The sequence below is a fragment of the Labrenzia sp. 011 genome, assembly GCF_003075075.1.
Lineage (GTDB): Bacteria > Pseudomonadota > Alphaproteobacteria > Rhizobiales > Stappiaceae > Roseibium.
Genome location: NZ_QCYM01000022.1, coordinates 15,895 through 35,830, shown reverse-complemented (window position 1 = coordinate 35,830; position 19,936 = coordinate 15,895). Strand labels below are relative to the sequence as shown.

Here is a 19,936-nt window from a genome sequence, read left to right as displayed (position 1 = left end):
TTCTGTTGAATTTTTGGAAAAAGAAAGCGAGAATGCTGAAAGCGATGCGATGGAAGTATCTACAATATGGATAGTGCAATGCAGCAAAGGGATGCCGAGCCGGCCGGGGCGCAGAGTGTCGACCGGGCGCTCGGATTGCTGTCGGCAATCGCCCGGGCCGGCGGAGAGGCCGTGTCGATCAACACTCTGGTCGAGCAGAGCGGTCTGAGCCGTCCGACCGTCCGGCGCATGCTGCTGGCGCTCATTCGCGCCGGGATGGTCGAACAGGACGAGGACAGCCGCTCCTATGCCCTGGGACCCGAAAGTTATGTAATCGGTCTGATGGCGAACCGGCGGTTCGATCTGCTCGACCTGGCAATCGACAGCCTCGGCACTCTGGCGCGGGAAAGCGAGGACACCTGTTTCCTGTCGATCCGGCGGGGATGCTATTCCGTTTGCCTGCACCGGGAAGACGGTCCCTTTCCGATCCGTACCTATGCGCTTCAGGCCGGGCAGAGGCATCCGCTGGGGGTCGGCGCTGGTGCGATGGCGATCCTGGCAGCCCTCTCCGACCGGGAGGTCGACGACGTGATCGCCGACAATGCGCAAACCCTGGCGAGCGGATATCCGGGCTACACGCCGGAGCTTCTGCGCGCGCATGTGAAGGACACCCGGGCGCGCGGCTGGTCCGTCAATCCCGGCCTCTATTTGCCGAATTCATGGGCGGTAGGCATCGCGCTCATGGCTCCGAGCGGCGAGCCCATCGGCGCCCTGTCGGTGGCGGCGCTGGACACGCGCATGCAGCCCGACCGCCAGCGCGAGATTGCCGACCTTCTGAAGCGTGAAAAGCGGACGATAGAGGCGAAACTGAACAGGAAACTGGACTTCAACAATCCGGGCACGGCCTGACGGGCCTGCCCGGACCCCCGGGAGGAATTCAATGAACCACGCTCAGATTGTGGGATGGGCCCACAGCAAGTTCGGAAAATCCGACACGCCCGGCCTGGAAGGGTTGATGGCGGAAGTCGTGCCCGCCGCACTCGAGCATGCCGGTGTCGGTGCAAGGGACGTGGACGGCATCTTCGTCGGTGTCTTCAACAACGGGTTTTCCGCCCAGGCGTTCGAAGGCGCGCTGGTCGGCATGGCGCTGGACGACCTGCGCAATGTGCCGGCCACACGCCTGGAGAATGCCTGCGCGACCGGCTCAGCCGCACTTTATGCGGCAATGGACTTCATCGCCGCAGGGCGCGGCAGGATCGCCCTGGTCGTCGGCGCGGAGAAAATGACCGCTGTTCCCACCTCCCGGGCCGGGGACATCATGCTCAGTGGCTGCTACCGGGAAGAGGAAGACCGGGTGGAAGCGGGATTTGCCGGCATTTTCGGCAAGATCGCCCAGACCTATTTTCAGGAAAACGGCGACCATTCCCGGGAACTGGCGATGATCGCGGCCAAGAACCACAGCAATGGTCTTCGCAACCCTTACGCCCATATGCGCAAGAATCTGGACGCGACCTTCTGCAACACCGTCACCGACAAGAACCCGCTGGTGGCCGGCCCCCTGAGGCGGACCGACTGTTCGCTGATCTCCGACGGCGCCGCAGCCCTTGTCGTTGCCGCACCGGAGGTGGCGGAGACCCTGGAACGGGCCATCGGTTTCCGGGCCCGTAACCAGGTGAATGATGTTCTGGCGCTGTCGCGCCGCGACGTGACCGAATTCGCCGGAGCGCGGGGCGCATGGACTGCCTCGCTGGAGGAGGCGGGCCTTAGCCTCGACGATCTGGACATGGTCGAAACCCACGACTGTTTCACCATCGCCGAACTTCTGGAATATGAGGCCATGGGGCTGGCCGGTCGCGGCCAGGGAGGGCGGGTCGTTCGCGAGGGTATCACCGCGCGTGACGGCAAGCTGCCGGTCAATCCCTCCGGCGGGCTGAAATCCCGGGGCCACCCGCTGGGCGCCACGGGCGTGTCCCAGCATGTGATGGCGGCGATGCAGCTGGCAGGCGAAGCCGGAGACATGCAACTGCCCGATGTCGGGCTGGCCGGTGTCTTCAATATGGGCGGTGCTGCCGTCGCGAATTACGTGTCCATTCTGGAGCGGGTGAAATGAGGGGCGAGACCGCCAGTCGCGACACGGCCCTTCCGTGGTCGACCCGCACATCGAATATCGCGCATTTCCTGTCCCGGAACGCGCGCCGTCTTGCAGACCGGCCGGCGATCATCTGGGGTGACGACCGCTGGACATGGCGGGAGCTGGATGCCCGCGTGTCGGCGCTGGCAATCGCCATGCGCGAGGACTTCGGCATAGGCCACGGGGACCGGGTGCTCGTTCAGTCGCCGAACAACAACCAGATCACCGAGATCATGCTGGCCTGTTTCCGGCTGGGGGCGGTCTGGGTGCCGTCCAATTTCCGTCAGGGCGCGGATGAAGTCGCCTATCTGGCGCAGAAGGCCGGTGCGGCGATGATGTTCTGCGAACAGGGGTTCCCGGCGCATGCCTCGGCCTGCCGCACGGCCCTGCCGGACATGGCGGGGGTGGTTGTCATCGGCGATGCGGACTTCGGCCCCTCCTATGAGACCCTGGTTGCGAAGAACCTCGGCAAGGACATGCCCAACGCGGATGTCGACCGCGACGCGCCCTGCTGGCTGTTCTTCACCTCCGGTTCCACCGGACGGCCCAAGGCTGTGGTTCTGACACACGGACAGCTGACATTCACCATCGTCAATCACCTCAACGACCTGATGCCGGCCACGACGCCGGAGGATGTCAGCCTGGTGGTGGCGCCGTTGTCCCATGGCGCGGGAATGCATCAGCTGACCCAGCTTGCCGCCGGCGCCGCCAGCGTGCTGCTGCCGGCCGGCCGTTTCGATCCGGCCGTGGCCTGGGAGCTGGTGGCGCGTCACAAGGTGACGAACATGTTCACCGTGCCGACCATCGTCAAGATGCTGGTCGAGCACCCGTCTGTCGACGAGCATGACCACGACAGCCTGCGGTATGTCATCTATGCCGGTGCGCCGATGTACCGGGAGGATCAGAAACACGCCCTGCGCAAACTGGGGTACGTTCTTGTCCAGTATTTCGGCCTGGGCGAAGTCACCGGGGCGATCACCGTGCTGCCGCGGCACGATCATCATCTGGAAGACGGTCCGCAGGCCAGGGTCGGTACCTGCGGCATTGAACGCACGGGGCTTCAGATCAGCATTCAGGACGATGACGGCAGGCCCCTGCCGCCCATGGCCAGCGGCGAGATCTGTGTGACCGGTCCTGCCGTCTGTGCCGGCTATTATCGGGATGAGGACGCCAACAGGAAGGCCTTCCGCGACGGCTGGTTCCGCACGGGGGATCTCGGTCACATGGATGGGGAGGGCTACCTCTATATCACCGGGCGGGCATCGGACATGTATATCTCCGGCGGCTCCAACGTCTATCCGCGCGAGGTGGAGGAGCTTCTCCTGACCCATCCCGGACTGAAGGAAGTGGCGGTGCTCGGCATTCCCCATCCGAAATGGGGCGAGACCGGGCTTGCGGTCTGTGTTGCCGAAGAGGGGCAGGCGCTGGACGAGATGTCGCTGCTGGCCACGCTGCACGGCCGGCTGGCGAAATACAAGCTGCCGACCCATTTCGTCTTTCTGTCCGACATGCCGAAAACCGGTTACGGCAAGATCACGAAGAAGCTCATTCGCGAGGAGCTGACCGCCCGTGGGCTGATGCCCGTGCCGGAGGATGCCTCATGAGCCGGTCTCACCTGATCCGGCATCCAGGTCCGCCGACCGTACCGCGCCGGCACGTGGTGACGGGCGCTGCCGAGCCGCTTTCCTTCCGCCTTGGCAAGGACGAAATGCTCATGGATGCCATTGCCCGGACAATGGACACCGTCGGCTGCGACGGCGCGGTGGTCCGTCTCGACGGGCTGACCATGGGACCATACAAGTTCGTCATGCCGGACACGTCTCCGGACGAGGAGCATGTCGCCTGGTACAGCCAGACCCATGCGGGGGAGCGGGCGATCGTCACCCAGGGGACCGCGATCGTCGGCAGGCGAAACGGCGACTGGTTTCTCCATTGCCATGCCGTCTGGGAGGATCCGCAACACGGCCGGCGTGCCGGACATCTTCTGCCTGATCAGGTCACGATCGGCGCGGGTTATTCGGGCGGGGGGTACCGGTTCGATGGGGGCTGCTTCGATGTGACGGCGGATGCGGAAACGAATTTCTCCTTCTTCCGGCCCCGGAGGCTGAAAGACACCGGGGCCGTAAATGCCGCCATTGTCTCGCTTGCGCCCCATGAGGACCTGCCGACCGCGGTTGCCGAACTTTCCGGCGAACTGGGGCTCGGCAATTCGGTGGTTCTTGGGATCGGCAGTCTGATCGGGGCCGATTTCAGCGAGGGCCCTTCCATGGACTCGCCGATTTCGGAAGTCCTGTTCCTGAACGGTGCCCGCGGCGGCGGACCGAAGGGGCCCTTCCTGCCGACCTTCTGCGTCGACCCGGCCGGTAACTTCTTCGAAGGCGCCATCCTGCCCGGCAAGGCGCCGATCCTCGTCACCTTCGAGTTGCTTCTCGTCGCCGGCTGAGGCGGCCTCCCGGGCGAACCGGATCCCGGTTCCGTCTGATCGGGCAAGGCGCCTGGTGCGACGAGACCGGCACCGAAGGAAACTTGCGGCAGGTCCGGCAAAACGGCTTGATTTGAAATGTACTTAATTATAACAAACAAATATTCACCAGGGAGGAATTCATGCCGACGACACCGATCATTCAATTCGGGACGAGCCGTTTCCTGCAGGCACATGTGGACCTCTTCATCTCCGAGGCGATTGCCGAAGGGCAGGATGTGGGGCCGATCGCCGTCGTTCAAACCAGCGGTGATCCGTCCCGGGCACAGCGCCTGAAGGCGCTGGCGAAACCGGACGGATACGAGGTGCGGATCAAGGGCATCGAGAACGGCAGCCTGGTGGAGACGAGCAGGACCGTGACCAGCATCCGGCGGGCGCTGTCCCTGCCGGACGATCTGGACGAAGTGTCCAGAATCGTGGCCGAAGAAGCCGGGATCATTCTTTCCAACACGGCCGATGCGGGTTTTCAGTCCCGGGCCGCCGACGAAAGCACCGAATTTTCGATCGACATGTCCTATCCGGCGAAGCTGGCGTGGTTTCTGTTTCAAAGGTTCAGCCGCGGCGCACGCCCGGTGCAGGTCATGCCGGCCGAGCTGATCCCCGAGAATGGCAAGGTGCTGAAAGAGCTTGTTCTGGCGATTGCGGCGCTTTATCCGCCCGAATTCGCGGCATGGCTCGACGCGCATGTCACCTGGGTGAATTCCCTGGTGGACAGGATCGTCTCGGAGCCGCTGGAGCCGGCCGGTGCGGTGGCCGAACCCTATGCCCTGTGGGCCATCGAGGATCAGCGCGGCCTCATCCTGCCCTGCAGGCATCCGAGCGTGCAGGTGGTCGGAGACCTGGAACAGATCGAGACCCTGAAACTCTATATTCTCAACCTCGGGCATACCTATCTGGTCGCCAGGTGGCTGGCAGCGGGCCGCACGTCGCTGCAATTCGTTCGCGAGTTGATGGACAGTCCAGATTTCGGTCCCGACCTTGTCGATCTCTACCGGAAGGAAGTCATACCCGGGTTTGCGGCGCATGGGCGGAAACAGGAGGCGGAACGCTATGCCGTGACGACAATCGACAGGTTCAAGAACCCGTTTCTGGATCACAGGCTCGCGGATATCGCGCAAAATCACCGCGAAAAAACAGACCGGCGGATTGCGTCCTTCCTGTCCTGGGCGCGCAAAGCCGATCCGGCGCTTGAAATGCCCCGGCTCGATGCGGCGGTACAGGCAACCAGGGCGGCAGACGCATGAGAAGGCTCCGGCAGATCGGCAAGACGGATCTCCGGGTAACGGATGTTTCCTTTGGCGCGTCCGGCCTCGGAAACATGGGGAGGGCGGTTGCCGAGGCGGATGCCGCGGAGGTTCTCCAATATGCCTGGGATGCGGATATCCGGTATTTCGACACCGCTCCGCACTACGGCCGCGGTCGGTCGGAAGAACGGCTCGGCCGCTTCCTGAAGACGAAGACCCGGGACGACTTTGTCCTGTCCACCAAGGTCGGCCGGGTGCTGTCGCCGGGGCCGGCGCTGAAGGAGGCGGACGGTTTCATCGATCCGTTGCCCAACGCCGTCCATTACGACTACTCGGGCGACGGGATAGAAGCCTCGCTCGAAGGCAGTTTCGAGCGGCTTCAGGTGCGTCATGCCGATATCGTCTATGTCCACGATATCGGCACCTATACCCACGGCGCAGCAAACGCCACACATATGCAGGCCTTCCTGTCGACCGGCCTGGACCGTCTGCAGCGGCTGAAAGACCAGGGCAGGATCCGGGCCTTCGGGGTCGGGGTGAACGAAACGCGGATCTGCCTGGAGCTGATGAGGGAAATCGATCTCGACGTCATCCTGCTCGCCGGGCGGCTGACCTTGCTGGACCGGGAAGCCGAAGAGGGGCTTGTCGGGCTGTGCCGGTCCCGGCAGACCAGCCTGGTCCTTGGCGGCATATTCAACTCCGGCATACTGGCGACCGGGCCGGTGGAGGGGGCGTGGTTCGACTATGCGCCGGCGTCCACAGAGATCCTGGCAAGGGTGAGCGCTCTCAAGGCGCGTACGGATGCAATGGGCGTTCCGCTTGCGAGCGCGGCCCTGCATTTCGCCCACAGTTACCCCGGAGTTGCCTCGGTTCTTCTGGGCACCTCCAAGGTCTCCTCCCTGAGGCGGAACCTCGATGCCCTGGCGCGGGAGCTGCCCGCGGACTGTTCTGCGCTGTTTGCAGCCTAAGCGAATTTGTGAACGCGCAGGGACTGCAGAAGCGTTTCCTTGGACCGTCTGAGATGCCGGAGTGCGGCGGCCTCCGACTGAACCTCGTCGCGGGCGAGCATGGCGTCGATCCATTCCAGATGTTCGTCGATCGCGGCGGCATTGCGTTCCAGCTCGTCGCGTTTGTCCCACATGTAGTGGTAGTTGAAGATCAGCTTGATGAGCTTCTGCGCCTCGAGGACGAACCGGTTCCTGACGACGCTGTTTATTGCCGAATGGAACTTCTCGTCGAGCAATGAAAAGTCGTGATAGTGGTCCTTGAGAACCGCTTTCAGCTCCTCATGTTCGCGTTTCAATGCCTCGAGTCTTTGCCAGATCTCGTGTTCGGGCGGCAGGGTCAGCAGGTGTCTGACCGCATTCAGCTCGAGGAGCATCCGGAACTCGGACAGTTCTACGGCGAACTCGGAGGTGAAGCCCAGCAGGGACCAGCCGCCTCTGGGCCGCCGCTCCACGAGACCCAGACGGCTCAATCCGGCCAGAAGCTCCTGGATATTGTGAACCGGAACGCCGAACTGGCGGGACAGTTGCGCCACGTTGAGAGATGTCCCGGCCGGGACGTCGAAGCGCAGGATCCACTCGAAGAACCTGTGCTCCAGTTCCTCGGTGGACAGTGCACTTTCAGCCGCTTCCAGCCGGTGTTTCGACTGAGGCTTGCGCACCAGCGTCTTGTTCCGGCCTTCCCATTGAATGAGTTTGTCGCTGTCCAGTTTCTGAAGAGCGCTGCGCACGATCGTTCTGCTGACTTCCATACGCTCCGCCAGCACGGTTTCGGCGGGGAGCTGATCGCCGATATCCATGCTGCTGCAGATGTCCAGCAGCCTGTTGTATGCGCTTCTGAATCGTTCGTCCGTTCTTGCCATGACCGCAACCTAACATATCCAAAACGCTGAACAATTCCCGTAATTTGTATTAATTAATAAAAAACTGTTGACGGGCTGCGGCGCTTCCGCTCATATTGTTTTTAATAATTAAACTCAAAATCCGGCCCGGGAGGTTTTATGGCGGATCTTGATCGAGGGACGGTGCCAGCGTCCTGGACGCTCAAATTTTCCGACAGTTCGTTTCACAAGCTGTCCGCACTCCTGACGCTTGCGCTGCTGATCTTCGCGTTCTCCTTCGGAAACGCGGCCTTTTTCTCGATCAACAACGGCTTGACGGTTCTGCTGCAGACCTCCGTTATCGGTCTGCTCGGGGTGGGAATGACACTGGTCATCATCACCGGTGGCATCGACCTCAGTGTCGGGTCCGTTCTGGCCCTTTCGGGAACCATCACCGGGCTGAGCGTCAAGGCGGGCATCCCGGTGGCGCCGGCAATGGCCATCGGTGTCATGGCCGGGGCGTTCTGCGGGGTCATCAACGGTTTTGTCATCACCAAGATGCGCATCACGCCTTTCGTGGCAACGCTCGGGATGATGCTGATTGCGCGCGGGGTTGCCCTGCAGCTGACCGGAGCCGCCCCCATTTCGAGGCTGGGCGAGAGCTTCGGGCTGCTGGGCAATGGGTCCCTGTTCCGCATTGTCGAGAAGACCGGCGGTATCTTTCCCAAGGTCGTTTTCCCGGGGATTCCCTATCCGGTCATTCTTCTCGCGGTCGTGGCGCTTGCCGCCGCCTACCTTCTGAGGCGCCGCCAGATCGGCCGGCATATCTATGCCACCGGGTCCAACGAGGAGGCCGCCCGCCTCTCCGGAGTTCTGGTCGATCGCACCAAGATCTTCGCTTACGGACTGTCGGGCGCCCTGGCCGGGCTCGCGGGCAACGTGCTGATGTCCCGCCTGGTGACGGTCCAGCCCAATGAAGGTGTGATGTACGAACTCGACGCGATCGCGGCTGCCGTCATAGGCGGAGCGTCGCTCATGGGAGGTGTCGGCAATATCTCCGGAACGATGATCGGAGCGGCGATCATCGGCGTTCTGCGGAACGGTCTCAACATGGCCGGTGTCTCGGCCTTCGTCCAGCAAATCGTGATCGGTGTCATCGTCATTCTGGCGGTCTATGTCGATCAGATCAGAAACCGGCGCTGAAAAGCCGGTCGTTTACCTGAGCAACTTCAGATGGAGGAGAATGAAATGAGGAAGCTTTTCACAACGGCAATGATGGCGAGTGCGCTCGTGCTGTCAGCGGCGGCGGCGCAGGCCGGAGAAATCGCGGTTATCGTCAAGACGACCAATTCCAACTTCTGGCAGAACGTGAACAAGGGGGCGAGTGCGGCCATCGAAGGTCAGAAGGACCATACGATGACGTTCAACGGACCGGCGTCGGAATCGGCGGTCGCCGATCAGGTCAGCCTGGTTGAAAACGCGATCAATCGCGGCGTGTCGGGAATTGTTCTTGCTCCGTCCGACCCGGAAGCGCTGATCCCGGCGGTCAAGAAAGCCTATGAATCCGAAATTCCTGTCGTCATCATCGACTCCGCTCTCGCCGAAAACGGCAAGGAGTATTACCAGGCCTTCCTGTCGACGGACAATTGCGCCGCCGGCCAGCTCGTGGCTGACAAGATGATTTCCGAAGTCGGCGGTGAAGGCAAGGTTGCCGTGATGTCCTATGTCGCAGGTGTCGGCTCCGAAGTCGGCCGCGTCGGCTGCTTCGTGAAGCAGATCCAGGACAAGTCGACGATCGAGATCGTCGGCCCGTATTACTCCCAGTCCCAGATGGCAACGGCCCTGAACCAGACAACCGATATCCTAGCCGCAAATCCGGACCTCGTCGGAATATTCGGTGCCAACGAACCGACGGCCATCGGCATGGGCCGGGCTCTGGTTCAGTCCGGCAAGGCTGGCAAGGTCACGGCGATCGGTTTTGACGGCAACGCGGACCTTCAGGATTTCGTTCGCGACGGAACTCTGGCGGCAACCGCCGTCCAGGGATCGTTCCAGATGGGTGAAATCGGTGTCCAGACGCTTCTGAAACTGCTCAACGGCGAAACGGTGCCGAACTTCATTGACACCGGTGTCGTGCTGGCGACCAAGGACAACATCGATCAGCCGAGCGTCCAGAACGTCCTCTACTAACACCAGGAAACGCGACCGGAAGCCAGGGTTCACAGGCTTCCGGTCCTCTCAACCGCGATCGGGACACGGAACATGAAACCAGATGCTCAGTCAGCGGCACCGCTGGTGCAGATGGAGGCAATCGAAAAGCATTTCGGCGGCATCAAGGCCGTGAACGGCGTCTCCCTTGACCTCTATCCCGGCGAAGTCGTCGGCGTTCTCGGGCACAACGGAGCCGGCAAGTCGTGCCTGATGCGGATACTCTCCGGCGCGATGATCCCCAATGAGGGGACCATCAAGGTGAACGGTGAAGTCGCGCAGATCCAGACGCCGCATGACGCCCGCGACCTGGGCATCGAGACCATTTACCAGACCCTGGCTCTCGCCGACCATCTGAATGCGCCGGCCAATCTTTTTCTCGGACGGGAACTGAAGACGCGGTTCGGCAATCTGGACGATGCCCGAATGATGGCCGAAGCCGTCCGTGTCGTGAAAAGGCTCAATCCGAATTTCAAGAACCTGAGCGATCCGGTCTCCAGCCTGTCGGGCGGTCAGCGGCAGGTTGTCGCCATCGCCAGAGCGATCTATTTTGACGTGAAGATCCTGATCATGGACGAACCGACCGCCGCGCTGGGGCCTTCCGAGACAGCCATGGTCGGCTCCCTGATCAAACAGCTGAGCAACGACGGGATCGGTATCCTGCTGGTCAGCCACGACATGCATGACGTGTTCGAACTGTGCGACCGGGTTGTCGTCATGAACAAGGGCCGGAAGGTCGGCTCGCATCGTATCGAGGACGTGACCAAGGACGATGTCCTGAGCCTCATCATCAAGGGGGAACTTCCCCATGACTGGGCTCCGCGGAGCCGGAAAGCCGTTCAATGACCATCGAAAACACCGTATCCCCGGCGGCAGAAGGAACAATGGCGTGCGGCATTGTCGTCGAGCCGGGCGTGTTCAGGATTGAAACGCGGGACGTGCCCGACAGGGCACCTGACGGCTGGGTCCTGCTGGACATCCAGGCCGTCGGAATCTGCGGCACCGATTATCACATCCTGGAAGGTAAGCACCCTTTCCTGAACTACCCCCGGGTCATCGGCCACGAGTTGAGCGGCAGGATCGCGCAGGGCTCCGGCAAGTGGTCCGCAGGCGAGCTTGTGGTGGTCAATCCGTATCTGTCCTGCAATGACTGCCGGGCCTGCAGGCGGGGCAAGCCGAATTGCTGCAGCAATATCGAAGTGCTCGGCGTTCACCGGGACGGGGGGATGTGTGCCCGTATCGCCGTTCCGCAGGAGAATATCTACCCGGCAACGGGTCTTACGGACATTCAGGCGGCGATGGTGGAGTTCCTGGCAATCGGAGCACACGCCGTGCGCCGTGCATCGCTCTCCGGCGAGGACAGGGTCCTGGTCACCGGGGCCGGTCCGATCGGCATAGGAACGGCTCTCTTCGCCCGGCTTTCGGGCGCCGAGGTCCATCTTCTGGATGTGAGCCGGACACGGCTGGACCAGGCGGCGGAAAAATTCGGCTTCACGGACACCCATCTTGTCGGCTCCGACATCCTCTCCGGTTCGCTGCAGGAGGGGTTCGACGTGGTTTTCGACGCGACCGGCAATGCGCAAGCCATCGAAGCCGGTTTTCCCCTGCTGGCCCACGGCAGCCGCTATGTGCTGGTGAGCGTGGTCAAGGAGACCATCTGCTTCAGCGATCCGGAGTTCCACAAGCGGGAAACCCAGATCATCGGCAGTCGAAACGCGACCAGACAGGATTTCGAAACGGTCATGTCGGCGATCCGCGACGCCCGGATCGACACGGATGCGCTGTGCACGCTGACCGTTGCCCTTGAAGATCTCCAGACCAGGATCGGCGAGCTGGCAAAGGACCGGGAAGCCCTGATCAAGGCCATCGTCACATTGTAAGCCCGTCCGGGTCATCCCGCCGGCCGATTTTTCGGCGGGCAAGAGGCCTATCCGGACGAAAGCCGCACCGTGAAGGTGCCGAAAACCTCACGATGCGGCCATTGGGGGGGCGGGCGGCCTTTCGGGCCGGTCAGGTGTCTTTCGGCATCCGCGTCTTGCGCCAGCCGTTGGCAAGGCGGTAGATGACCACGAAGAACAGCGGCACGAACAGGACGCCGAGGAACGTGGCGGAGAGGACCCCGCCCATGACGCCGGAGCCCATGGCCGTTCGTCCGCCGGAGCCGGCGCCTGTCGACAGAACCAGCGGCAAGACACCCAGCGTGAAGGCCAGGGACGTCATCAGGATCGGCCGGAAGCGCTGCTGAGCGGCATCGACCACCCCTTCGAAGAGCGTTTCGCCGGCATTCATCTTGTCCCGGGCGAATTCCACGATCAGGATGGCGTTCTTGCCGGTCAGTCCGATGACGGTCAGAAGGGCCACCTGGAAGTAGACTCCGTTCTCGAACCCGCCGACCCAGGCGCCTGCAAGGGCGCCGGCGATGCCGATGGGCATGGCCAGCATGACGGCGAAGGGGATGGACCAGCTTTCATAGAGCGCCGCCAGGCAGAGGAAGACGGCGGCAAGGGACAGGGCATACAGCAGCCCCGCCTGGTCGCCCGACTCCCGTTCCTCCAGCGACAGGCCGGTCCAGGCGATCTGGTAGCCCGATGGCAGTTGCTTCGCCAAGGCCTCCATCTCGGCCATGGCCTCGCCCGTGGTCACTCCGGCAGCGGGGCTGCCCTGAAGCTGCACCGAGGCGACGCCGTTGTAGCGGTAGAGCCCCTGTGGGCCGAATTTCCAGCTGGCGGTGGAGAAATTCGACAGGGGCACCAGGCCGCCGGTGTCATTGCGCACACGCCATTGCTCGATATCCTCCGGCACCATGCGATACGGGGCATCGCCCTGAACGTAAACCCGCTTGATGCGGCCACGGTCGAGGAAGTCGTTGACGTAGCGGCCGGCCCAGGCGATGGACAGCATGTTGCCGACGTCTGTGGCCGACAGGCCCATCGCACCGGCGGCGCTCCAGTCCAGATCGAGATTGAACTGGGTGGCGTCCTCCAGCCCGTTGGGCCGGATCTGACCGATCAGGCTGCTCTTGGTGGCAAGACCCATGAGCTGGTTGCGGGCCTCGATCAGCTGCTCGTGGCTCTGCCCGTCGCGGGCCTGCAGATAGAAATCGAAGCCGCTGACGTTGCCGAGTTCGATCACGGCCGGCGGGACGATCGGGAAGACGAGGGCTTCCCTGATCTGGGAGAAGGCGCCGAAGGCGCGCCCCGCGATGGCCTGCGCGCTGCGGTCGGGCGTGGTGCGCTCGTCCCAGTCCTTCAGGCTGACGAAGGCCAGACCCATGTTCTGTCCCTGACCGGCGAAGCTGAAGCCGCGCACGGTGAAGAGGGAGGCGACATTGTCTTTCTCGTTTTCCAGATAGTGGCGTTCGATCTTTTTCAGAACCTCCTCGGTGGCTTCCGCGGTGGTGCCGGTGGGACCCTGCACGATGGTGAACAGGATTCCCTGATCCTCGTCCGGCAGGAAGCCGGTGGGCGTGCGCTCGAACAGGTAGACCATTCCCGCTCCGATCAGCAGATAGACGATGCCGATGCGCACTGGGCGGCGGATGATGTATCCGACAGAGGAGGCATAGCCGCGTGTCAGCCGTTCGAAATTGCGGTTGAACAGGCCGAACGGGCCACGTTTGCCGGCGTCGTGTCCGGGTTTGCGCAGCAGGGTGGCGCACAGGGCCGGGGTCAGCGTCAGCGCCACCACGACCGAGAGCATCATGGCCGAGACGATGGTGATCGAGAACTGCTGATAGATCACGCCGGTGGAGCCGGGAAAGAAGGCCATGGGGACGAACACCGCCGACAGCACCAGGGCGATGCCGACCAGTGCGCCGGTGATCTGACCCATGGACTTGCGGGTGGCTTCGTAAGGCGACAGGCCTTCCTCCTCCATGATGCGCTCGACGTTTTCCACCACGACGATGGCGTCATCCACCAGAAGGCCGATTGCCAGCACCATCGCGAGCATGGTCAACGTGTTGATGGAGAAGCCGAAGAGGGCGATGATGCCGAAGGTGCCCAGCAGCACGACCGGGACCGCCAGGGTGGGGATCAGGGTGGCCCGCAGGTTCTGCAGGAACAGGAACATCACGAGGAAGACGAGAACGATGGCCTCGATCAGGGTGGTGACCACTTCCTCGATCGATATCTTGACGAAAGGCGTGGTGTCGTAGGGCACCACATATTCAACCCCTTCAGGGAAGAAGGCGGAGACTTCCTCGAGCTTTGCCTTGACGCGTTCGGCCGTATCGAGGGCATTGGCGCCGGTGGCGAGCTGAATGGCCATGCCCGCGGTCGGCTTGCCGTTGTAGCGCGCGGCGGTGGTGTAACTCTCGGCGCCGATTTCCACCCGGGCAACATCGCGAAGCAGCACGAGGCCGCCATCGGTTTCCGCCCGCACGACGATCTGCTCGAAATCCTCCGGTGTGGACAACAGCGACTGCGCGGTGATCGTGGCATTCAGCGCCTGTCCCTCAATGGCGGGAAGGGAGCCGAAGGACCCGGCGGAGACCTGGGCGTTTTCTTCCGAGACGGCCTGAACGATGTCGGAGGCCGTGAGCTCGAAGGCCGCGAGCTGGTCGGGATTCAGCCAGATGCGGATTGCATATTGCGCTCCAAAGACCTGGATGCTGCCGACGCCCTGCAGGCGGCTGAACTGGTCCACCATGTTCGAGACGAGGTAGTCGGACAGGTCGACCGCATTGAGCCGCCCGTCCGTGGAGACCAGGGCAGCAACCATGAGGAAGCCGGCGGAGGATTTCTCGACGGTGACACCCTGTCGCTGGACGGTTTCCGGCAGCAGCGGGCTGGCCTGGCTCAGCTTGTTCTGGACCTGCACCTGGGCGATGTCCGGATCGGTGCCGGTTTCGAAGGTGAGCTTGACGGAAGAGGTGCCCGTCGACGTTGACGAGGACTCGATGTACCGCAGCCCGTCCAGACCGGTCATCTGTTCCTCGATCACCTGGGTGACCGTATTGTTGACCGTCTCCGCGGATGCACCGGAATAGGTTGCACTGACATTGACGGTGGGAGGGGCAATCTGCGGATACTGGGCCACAGGCAGCACGGTGATCGCCAGAAGTCCGACCCCCATCAGCAGGATCGAAATCACCCAGGCGAACACCGGGCGGTCGGTAAAGAAACGAGCCATCGGAAACCTTCTTGATACCGCGGGCCCCGAATGGGAGCCCGGGCCGTGTGTCTCAGTTTTGCGCTACGGTGTCGGGGGCCGACTGTTCCTGCGGGGTGACGGTTGCGCCGGGCGCGATCTTCTGAAAACCGGCGACAATCAACCGGTCACCGGCCTTGAGCCCATCGGACACGATCCAGTCGGAGCCCTGGGTGCCGCGGACCGTGAGAGTCCTCGGCTCGACAATGTTTTCATCATTGACGATCAGGGCCGTCGGCTGGCCGCGGCGATCCCGGCTGATGCCCTGCTGGGGCGCCAGCACCACATTCTTCGCCAATTCCACCGGCAGATGTGCCTTCACGTACAGGCCGGGAAGCAGAAGTTGCTCGGGATTGGGGAATTCCAGCCGCAGGACGGCCACGCCCGTTTGCGGGTCGATCTGGGGCTCGGCCGCGCGCATGGTGCCGGTCTGGTCATAGGTCGTTCCATCCGCCAGCGTCAGCGTGACCTTCGGGTCGAGGCCACCGGTGTCGTCCGAGGAGGGGTGGGCCAGTTTGGAGCGGTTGTAGCGAAGGATGTCGGAGGTCGAGGCGGCCACATCGACATAGACCTTGTCAATCTGGCGAATGACGGCGAGCGGTTCGGCCTGCTGGGCAGTGACCAGCGCCCCCTGGGTTGTGAGCGTACGGCCGACAATGCCGGACAGCGGCGCGCTGATGGTGGTGTAATCCAGGTTGATTTCCGCCGAAAGCAGCTGGGCCTTCGCCAGGAGAAGGCCGGCCTGTGCCGCATCCCGTTCGGCGGTCGCATCGTCGACGACCTGCTGGCTTGCCACCTCGCGTTCCAGAAGCTGTTTGGCGCGTTTCAGGTCCTTGTCGGCTGCGGTCAGCGCAGCCTCGGCCTGAGCAACAACTGCCTTGGCCTGCTGGACGGTGGCGGCATAGACCGCCTTGTCGATCCGATACAACGGATCGCCTTTCTTGACCCTTGCGCCTTCTTCAAACAGGCGCTCGACGATGATGCCGGAAACCTGCGGCCGGACTTCCGCAACCCCATAGGCAACGACCCGACCGGGCATGTCGGCGCGCAGGGTGACATCCTGGGCCTCAAGGGTGACGACAGTCACGGCTGGCGGCGGCGGTGTCTTCTGCTGTGCCAGAACCGCGGAGGATGACAATCCGGCGAAAGCAAGTATGCACGCCAGCAAGACGCTCTTATTCCCAATCATTAATCAGTTCTCCAGCGGGGGCACAGCTCGAAGGCAAGCGGTCTGCGCACCCCGGCGCAACGGCGGGGCAAGAAGCGGACCGGTCGTGGGATCCTGCGGCAGGTCCGCGATCTGGCCGGATAAAATCCGACCGGTCCTTCAACGATCAATCAGCCTCATTTTCAATGTCAACCAACGAATTGCGACGACCCCGGGACCGCCGTGCAGGGACGGTCGCCGAGGGCATCGACTGCATTTCGGTTTCCCGAGCTGACAGATAAGCTGAAGCAAGCTCAATACCAGCATCGGAGAATGGGAAAGTCTATCCCATGAGAGCGGATATTCGGATCGGACTCCACAGGACCCGGTCCAGGGAACACCCGATCAGAACCATCACGACCTAATCACTTTTGTGCCGGATTCAAGCCGAAATCGCCTGTTTGTGCCCAAATGATGGTGGATGGCCCTCTCCCGGCGGCCGGACAGGCTGTTCTGGTGGCAAAATTGACCGGGTCCCGGACACAGGGTTTGCGGTCGCGGCAGCTCACACATCGATACGGGACGGGCAGGCCTGCCGGTTGAACGGGGGGGCTCCTTGCAGGTTTGCGCAGTTCTGATGCGCGATTTTCCGCGGCTCAGGCACGGTGGCCCCGTCTCCGGTCCCGGCAATGCCGGATGGCTCCCGAGCCGCGGACAAGGCCCGTCCGTCCAGTACTTTACCGGACTTGAGCGGCTGGTCGCGGGTTTGTGTATTGATAAATGCAACCAGAGCAACTATGATCTTCTCATTCTACTGACGTTTATTTGATTTTGATTTAACTAAATTCTATTTTAAGTTGTAATTGGAGGCGCGGATGCTGGCTCCGGACGGCGATGCCGAACACGATATTGATCGTGGCTACGAAAAGATCACGCGGTGGGAATATTACAAGGACGCGGATGGCGGCGCGGAAAGCGAGCGCCGTGATTTCGAGCGTTTTGCAACCCAGATACTGAAAATCCAGGATATGGTGCGGCGCCGATCCGGCGGGCAGCGCATAGACCGTGCGCAACACGCCAAGGCGTTGCTTGCCGTCGACAATGCAAAACTCAGGATCGCGGACGATCTGCCGGAAGAACTGGCGGTCGGGCCATGGCGGGCGGGCGTGGAGTTTCCGGTCATCCTGCGCCTGTCGAACGCCAGCGGCGTGCACCAGGCGGACAGCCAGCGCGACCTGCGCGGTGCGGCGTTGCGGATCGATACGGGGTCTGCGGTGCAGGACCTGCTGATGACCAATTTTCCGGTCCCGCATGCCCGCGATGCCGAACAGTTCATCGCTTTCGCCTCGGCCATGGCGGGCAACCGTCTCCTCGGCATCGCCAGGCTGGTCCTGGCCGTCGGGCCCGGGGAAGCCATCCGCATGCTGCGCAACGTGGCCGGCGGAACCGGCCGCCCGGTCCGGTCGCTGGCCGGCGAAAGCTTCTGGAGCCGGGGCGCGATTCTGTGGGGCGAGAGCGCAGGTCCGGTCCGGTTCTTTCTGCGTCCGTCTCCGGCAGCCGCCGCACAGGAGGAGGGCGGGGACTGGCCGCCGCCGGACAATCCGAACTATCTGCGCGCCGGAATGGCGGAACTGCTTGCGAAGGGCGATGTCAGCTGGGAGTTCTGCATCCAGCGGTTCATCAGCGAAAAGATCACACCGGTCGAAGACGCCGCCGCCGCCTGGCCGGAGGATCTTGCGGAGCCAATCGTGGTGGCGATGCTGACAGTCCCGCAGCAGGACATCACGACGCTGGAGGCGCAGGCAAAGACCGCCGAGATCGACGGGCTCTCGTTCAACCCCTGGAACACGACGCCGGAGTTCCGGCCGCTCGGCAATCTCAACCGGGCCAGAAAGGCGGTTTATGCGGCCAGCGCCGCGCATCGTCTGCGCCGGCGTTTCCATGAGCCGGTGCCCCTGCGTAACCGGGTCGTGACGGCCTGTTTCACGCCCGCGTTCGCGCTGCTCAACCGCCGCCTTCCCTGGTACAGGCTGCCGCATCTCGTGGCCCTGTTGAACCTGTCGCTGCTGCGTCATCAGCTGCGCAAGGAAAATCTCATCGACCGGGAGCCCGTGGAGCCGAACCCGCAGGCGATGCAGCCGGAACCTGCAGTGCCGGAACTCTTCAGGGATAGCAGAAGCTTCGACGGAGGGCACAACGACCTGAGCGTGCCCGACATGGGGCGGGAGGGGGCCGCCTTCGGCCGCAACCTGACGCCGGACCCGCGTCCGGGCGATATCGGCAAGCCCAATCCGGTCCTGGTCAGCCGGGACCTGCTGTATCGCAAACACTTCATCCCCGCATCGTCGCTCAACGTGCTTGCGGCGGCATGGATCCAGTTCCAGGTGCATGACTGGGTGCAGCACAGCCGGTTTCCGCCAGGCGTGAAGGACATCGAAGTTCCCATGCCCGGCTGGATGACATGGAAAAACAGCCCGCGCGGCAAACCGGAAAGCGTCATGCGGATCGCCGGCGATCGCCCGCTGGGGGCCGGCGACGAGATGAATCCGGTTTTCGGAAATATCGTATCCCACTGGTGGGACGGTTCGGAGATTTACGGCAGCAGCCTGCAGAAAGCCGAACGCCTGCGGGACGGCAGCGGACCCCGGCTGCGGCTGGAGGACGGTTACCTGCCGGAGAACAATCTCGGCATGGAAGTGACCGGTTTCAACGAAAGCTGGTGGCTCGGCCTGTCGGCGCTGCACACGATGTTCGCGCGCGAGCACAATGCGGTCTGCGATGCGCTGCAAAGGGAATACAGGGATTGGAGCGACGAACGGGTCTACCAGACGGCCCGGCTGATCATTTCCGCGCTGATCGCCAAGATCCACACCGTTGAATGGACGCCGGCCATTCTGGCGACGCCGGAAATCGATGTTGCTCTCAACGCCAACTGGTCGGGACCTGCGGGCGCCTTCACGCGGATGGGACTGTGGCTCCAGGAAGCTCATGCCCTGCGCGGCATTCCCGAAACCCTGCCCGACCATCACAATGCCAGATACTGCCTGACCGAAGATTTCGTCACTGTCTACAGGCTGCATCCTCTGCTGCCGGACGACTACCGCATCCACGATGCGCAGACCGGCGTCTTTCGGGAGACCCTCGATTTCAATGCGGTGCAGGGCATCCGCACGGACGAGGCGATGCGGCGCATCGGTCTTTCCAGCGTTCTCTATTCCATGGGGATCGCCCATCCGGGCGCGATCACGCTGCACAATTATCCCAGATCGCTGCAAAGTTTCACCCGCACCTCGGCGGACGGCAAGTCCGAGATCATCGATCTGTCGGTGGTCGATCTGGTGCGGGAGCGTTCGCGCGGCATTCCCCGCTACAACAAGTTCCGCCAGGGCCTGCACAAGCCCCCGGTCCGGCGCTGGGAGGATATCACCGCCGACAGCGAAGACGTGCGTCTGCTCAGAGAGGTCTACAAGTCCATCGACGATGTGGACACGATGGTCGGCCTGTTCGCGGAAACGCCGCCGCCGGGGTTCGGCTTTTCCGATACGGCGTTCCGCATCTTCATCCTGATGGCGACCCGCCGGCTTCAGTCGGACCGTTTCCTGACCGTCGACTTCCGGCCGGAAATCTATTCGCCGCTCGGAATCGCCTGGGTGCAGGAAAACACCATGGGCAGCATCATTCTGCGGCATTTCCCCGACTTTGCCTCGGTCCTTCCGACAGGCCAAAGCGCGTTCGCCCCGTGGCGTCGGCGGCAGAATTGAGGAGCATG

The 19,936-nt window shown here is 62.8% G+C and carries 14 protein-coding genes; 11 read left to right on the top strand and 3 right to left on the bottom strand.

Annotation, left to right across the window (positions count from 1 at the left end; all coding sequences use genetic code 11):
• The first annotated feature begins 78 nt into the window (after positions 1 to 78).
• From DCO57_RS18855 to DCO57_RS18830, 6 genes are all read left to right on the top strand, one after another.
• Positions 79 to 888 carry an IclR family transcriptional regulator gene (locus DCO57_RS18855; protein WP_205756219.1) on the top strand — a complete coding sequence of 270 codons (810 nt, stop codon included), beginning with the start codon at positions 79 to 81 and terminating at the stop codon, positions 886 to 888.
• Between the two features lie 31 nt (positions 889 to 919).
• Positions 920 to 2,089 carry an acetyl-CoA acetyltransferase gene (locus tag DCO57_RS18850; RefSeq protein WP_116700467.1) on the top strand — a complete coding sequence of 390 codons (1,170 nt, stop codon included), beginning with the start codon at positions 920 to 922 and terminating at the stop codon, positions 2,087 to 2,089.
• Positions 2,086 to 3,714 (top strand): acyl-CoA synthetase, encoded by a 1,629-nt coding sequence (locus tag DCO57_RS18845; RefSeq protein ID WP_116700466.1) that lies wholly within the window; start codon positions 2,086 to 2,088, stop codon positions 3,712 to 3,714. The genes DCO57_RS18850 and DCO57_RS18845 overlap by 4 nt, the downstream gene beginning before the upstream one ends.
• Entirely contained in the window at positions 3,711 to 4,553 is an 843-nt protein-coding gene (locus DCO57_RS18840) for a hypothetical protein (protein WP_116700465.1), read from the top strand. The genes DCO57_RS18845 and DCO57_RS18840 overlap by 4 nt, the downstream gene beginning before the upstream one ends.
• Before the next feature lie 161 nt (positions 4,554 to 4,714).
• Positions 4,715 to 5,836, top strand: coding sequence for a mannitol dehydrogenase family protein (locus DCO57_RS18835; protein WP_116700464.1), 1,122 nt, complete (start codon positions 4,715 to 4,717; stop codon positions 5,834 to 5,836).
• Positions 5,833 to 6,804 (top strand): aldo/keto reductase, encoded by a 972-nt coding sequence (locus DCO57_RS18830; protein WP_116700463.1) that lies wholly within the window; start codon positions 5,833 to 5,835, stop codon positions 6,802 to 6,804. The genes DCO57_RS18835 and DCO57_RS18830 overlap by 4 nt, the downstream gene beginning before the upstream one ends.
• Here DCO57_RS18830 and DCO57_RS18825 read toward each other — a convergent pair.
• Complete coding sequence (locus tag DCO57_RS18825; protein WP_208978037.1) at positions 6,801 to 7,703, bottom strand: GntR family transcriptional regulator; 903 nt, start codon at positions 7,701 to 7,703, stop codon at positions 6,801 to 6,803. The genes DCO57_RS18830 and DCO57_RS18825 overlap by 4 nt on opposite strands.
• 138 nt (positions 7,704 to 7,841) lie before the next feature.
• Here DCO57_RS18825 and DCO57_RS18820 point away from each other — a divergent pair, with 138 nt between their 5' ends.
• The 4 genes from DCO57_RS18820 to DCO57_RS18805 all read left to right on the top strand — a co-directional run bounded on the left by DCO57_RS18820 (position 7,842) and on the right by DCO57_RS18805 (position 11,749).
• The gene (locus DCO57_RS18820) at positions 7,842 to 8,864 is read left to right on the top strand and encodes an ABC transporter permease (protein ID WP_116700462.1); all 1,023 of its coding nucleotides are present in this window, start codon (positions 7,842 to 7,844) and stop codon (positions 8,862 to 8,864) included.
• A 45-nt stretch (positions 8,865 to 8,909) separates the two neighbouring features.
• Positions 8,910 to 9,851, top strand: a complete 942-nt coding sequence (locus DCO57_RS18815) for an ABC transporter substrate-binding protein (RefSeq protein WP_116700493.1) — start codon at positions 8,910 to 8,912, stop codon at positions 9,849 to 9,851.
• A gap of 72 nt (positions 9,852 to 9,923) precedes the next feature.
• A complete protein-coding gene (locus tag DCO57_RS18810; protein WP_116700461.1) occupies positions 9,924 to 10,715 on the top strand; it encodes an ATP-binding cassette domain-containing protein in 792 nt (263 codons plus the stop codon).
• Positions 10,712 to 11,749 carry a zinc-binding alcohol dehydrogenase family protein gene (locus DCO57_RS18805; RefSeq protein WP_116700460.1) on the top strand — a complete coding sequence of 346 codons (1,038 nt, stop codon included), beginning with the start codon at positions 10,712 to 10,714 and terminating at the stop codon, positions 11,747 to 11,749. The genes DCO57_RS18810 and DCO57_RS18805 overlap by 4 nt, the downstream gene beginning before the upstream one ends.
• 130 nt (positions 11,750 to 11,879) lie before the next feature.
• Here DCO57_RS18805 and DCO57_RS18800 read toward each other — a convergent pair whose 3' ends face one another.
• Both DCO57_RS18800 and DCO57_RS18795 read right to left on the bottom strand, forming a co-directional pair.
• The gene (locus DCO57_RS18800) at positions 11,880 to 15,002 is read right to left on the bottom strand and encodes an efflux RND transporter permease subunit (RefSeq protein WP_116700459.1); all 3,123 of its coding nucleotides are present in this window, start codon (positions 15,000 to 15,002) and stop codon (positions 11,880 to 11,882) included.
• A gap of 52 nt (positions 15,003 to 15,054) precedes the next feature.
• Positions 15,055 to 16,209, bottom strand: a complete 1,155-nt coding sequence (locus DCO57_RS18795) for an efflux RND transporter periplasmic adaptor subunit (protein ID WP_116700458.1) — start codon at positions 16,207 to 16,209, stop codon at positions 15,055 to 15,057.
• A gap of 833 nt (positions 16,210 to 17,042) precedes the next feature.
• On the opposite strand from DCO57_RS18795, the gene DCO57_RS18790 reads away from it, so the two are divergent.
• Positions 17,043 to 19,928 carry a peroxidase family protein gene (locus DCO57_RS18790; RefSeq protein WP_116700457.1) on the top strand — a complete coding sequence of 962 codons (2,886 nt, stop codon included), beginning with the start codon at positions 17,043 to 17,045 and terminating at the stop codon, positions 19,926 to 19,928.
• Positions 19,929 to 19,936: the final 8 nt, after the last annotated feature.

Coding starts and splice junctions, on each gene's coding strand:
- DCO57_RS18855 (WP_205756219.1), top strand. CDS start 79: ATGCAGCAAAGGGATGCCGAGCCGGCCGGGGCGCAGAGTGTCGACCGG.
- DCO57_RS18850 (WP_116700467.1), top strand. CDS start 920: ATGAACCACGCTCAGATTGTGGGATGGGCCCACAGCAAGTTCGGAAAA.
- DCO57_RS18845 (WP_116700466.1), top strand. CDS start 2,086: ATGAGGGGCGAGACCGCCAGTCGCGACACGGCCCTTCCGTGGTCGACC.
- DCO57_RS18840 (WP_116700465.1), top strand. CDS start 3,711: ATGAGCCGGTCTCACCTGATCCGGCATCCAGGTCCGCCGACCGTACCG.
- DCO57_RS18835 (WP_116700464.1), top strand. CDS start 4,715: ATGCCGACGACACCGATCATTCAATTCGGGACGAGCCGTTTCCTGCAG.
- DCO57_RS18830 (WP_116700463.1), top strand. CDS start 5,833: ATGAGAAGGCTCCGGCAGATCGGCAAGACGGATCTCCGGGTAACGGAT.
- DCO57_RS18825 (WP_208978037.1), bottom strand. CDS start 7,703: ATGGCAAGAACGGACGAACGATTCAGAAGCGCATACAACAGGCTGCTG.
- DCO57_RS18820 (WP_116700462.1), top strand. CDS start 7,842: ATGGCGGATCTTGATCGAGGGACGGTGCCAGCGTCCTGGACGCTCAAA.
- DCO57_RS18815 (WP_116700493.1), top strand. CDS start 8,910: ATGAGGAAGCTTTTCACAACGGCAATGATGGCGAGTGCGCTCGTGCTG.
- DCO57_RS18810 (WP_116700461.1), top strand. CDS start 9,924: ATGAAACCAGATGCTCAGTCAGCGGCACCGCTGGTGCAGATGGAGGCA.
- DCO57_RS18805 (WP_116700460.1), top strand. CDS start 10,712: ATGACCATCGAAAACACCGTATCCCCGGCGGCAGAAGGAACAATGGCG.
- DCO57_RS18800 (WP_116700459.1), bottom strand. CDS start 15,002: ATGGCTCGTTTCTTTACCGACCGCCCGGTGTTCGCCTGGGTGATTTCG.
- DCO57_RS18795 (WP_116700458.1), bottom strand. CDS start 16,209: ATGATTGGGAATAAGAGCGTCTTGCTGGCGTGCATACTTGCTTTCGCC.
- DCO57_RS18790 (WP_116700457.1), top strand. CDS start 17,043: ATGCTGGCTCCGGACGGCGATGCCGAACACGATATTGATCGTGGCTAC.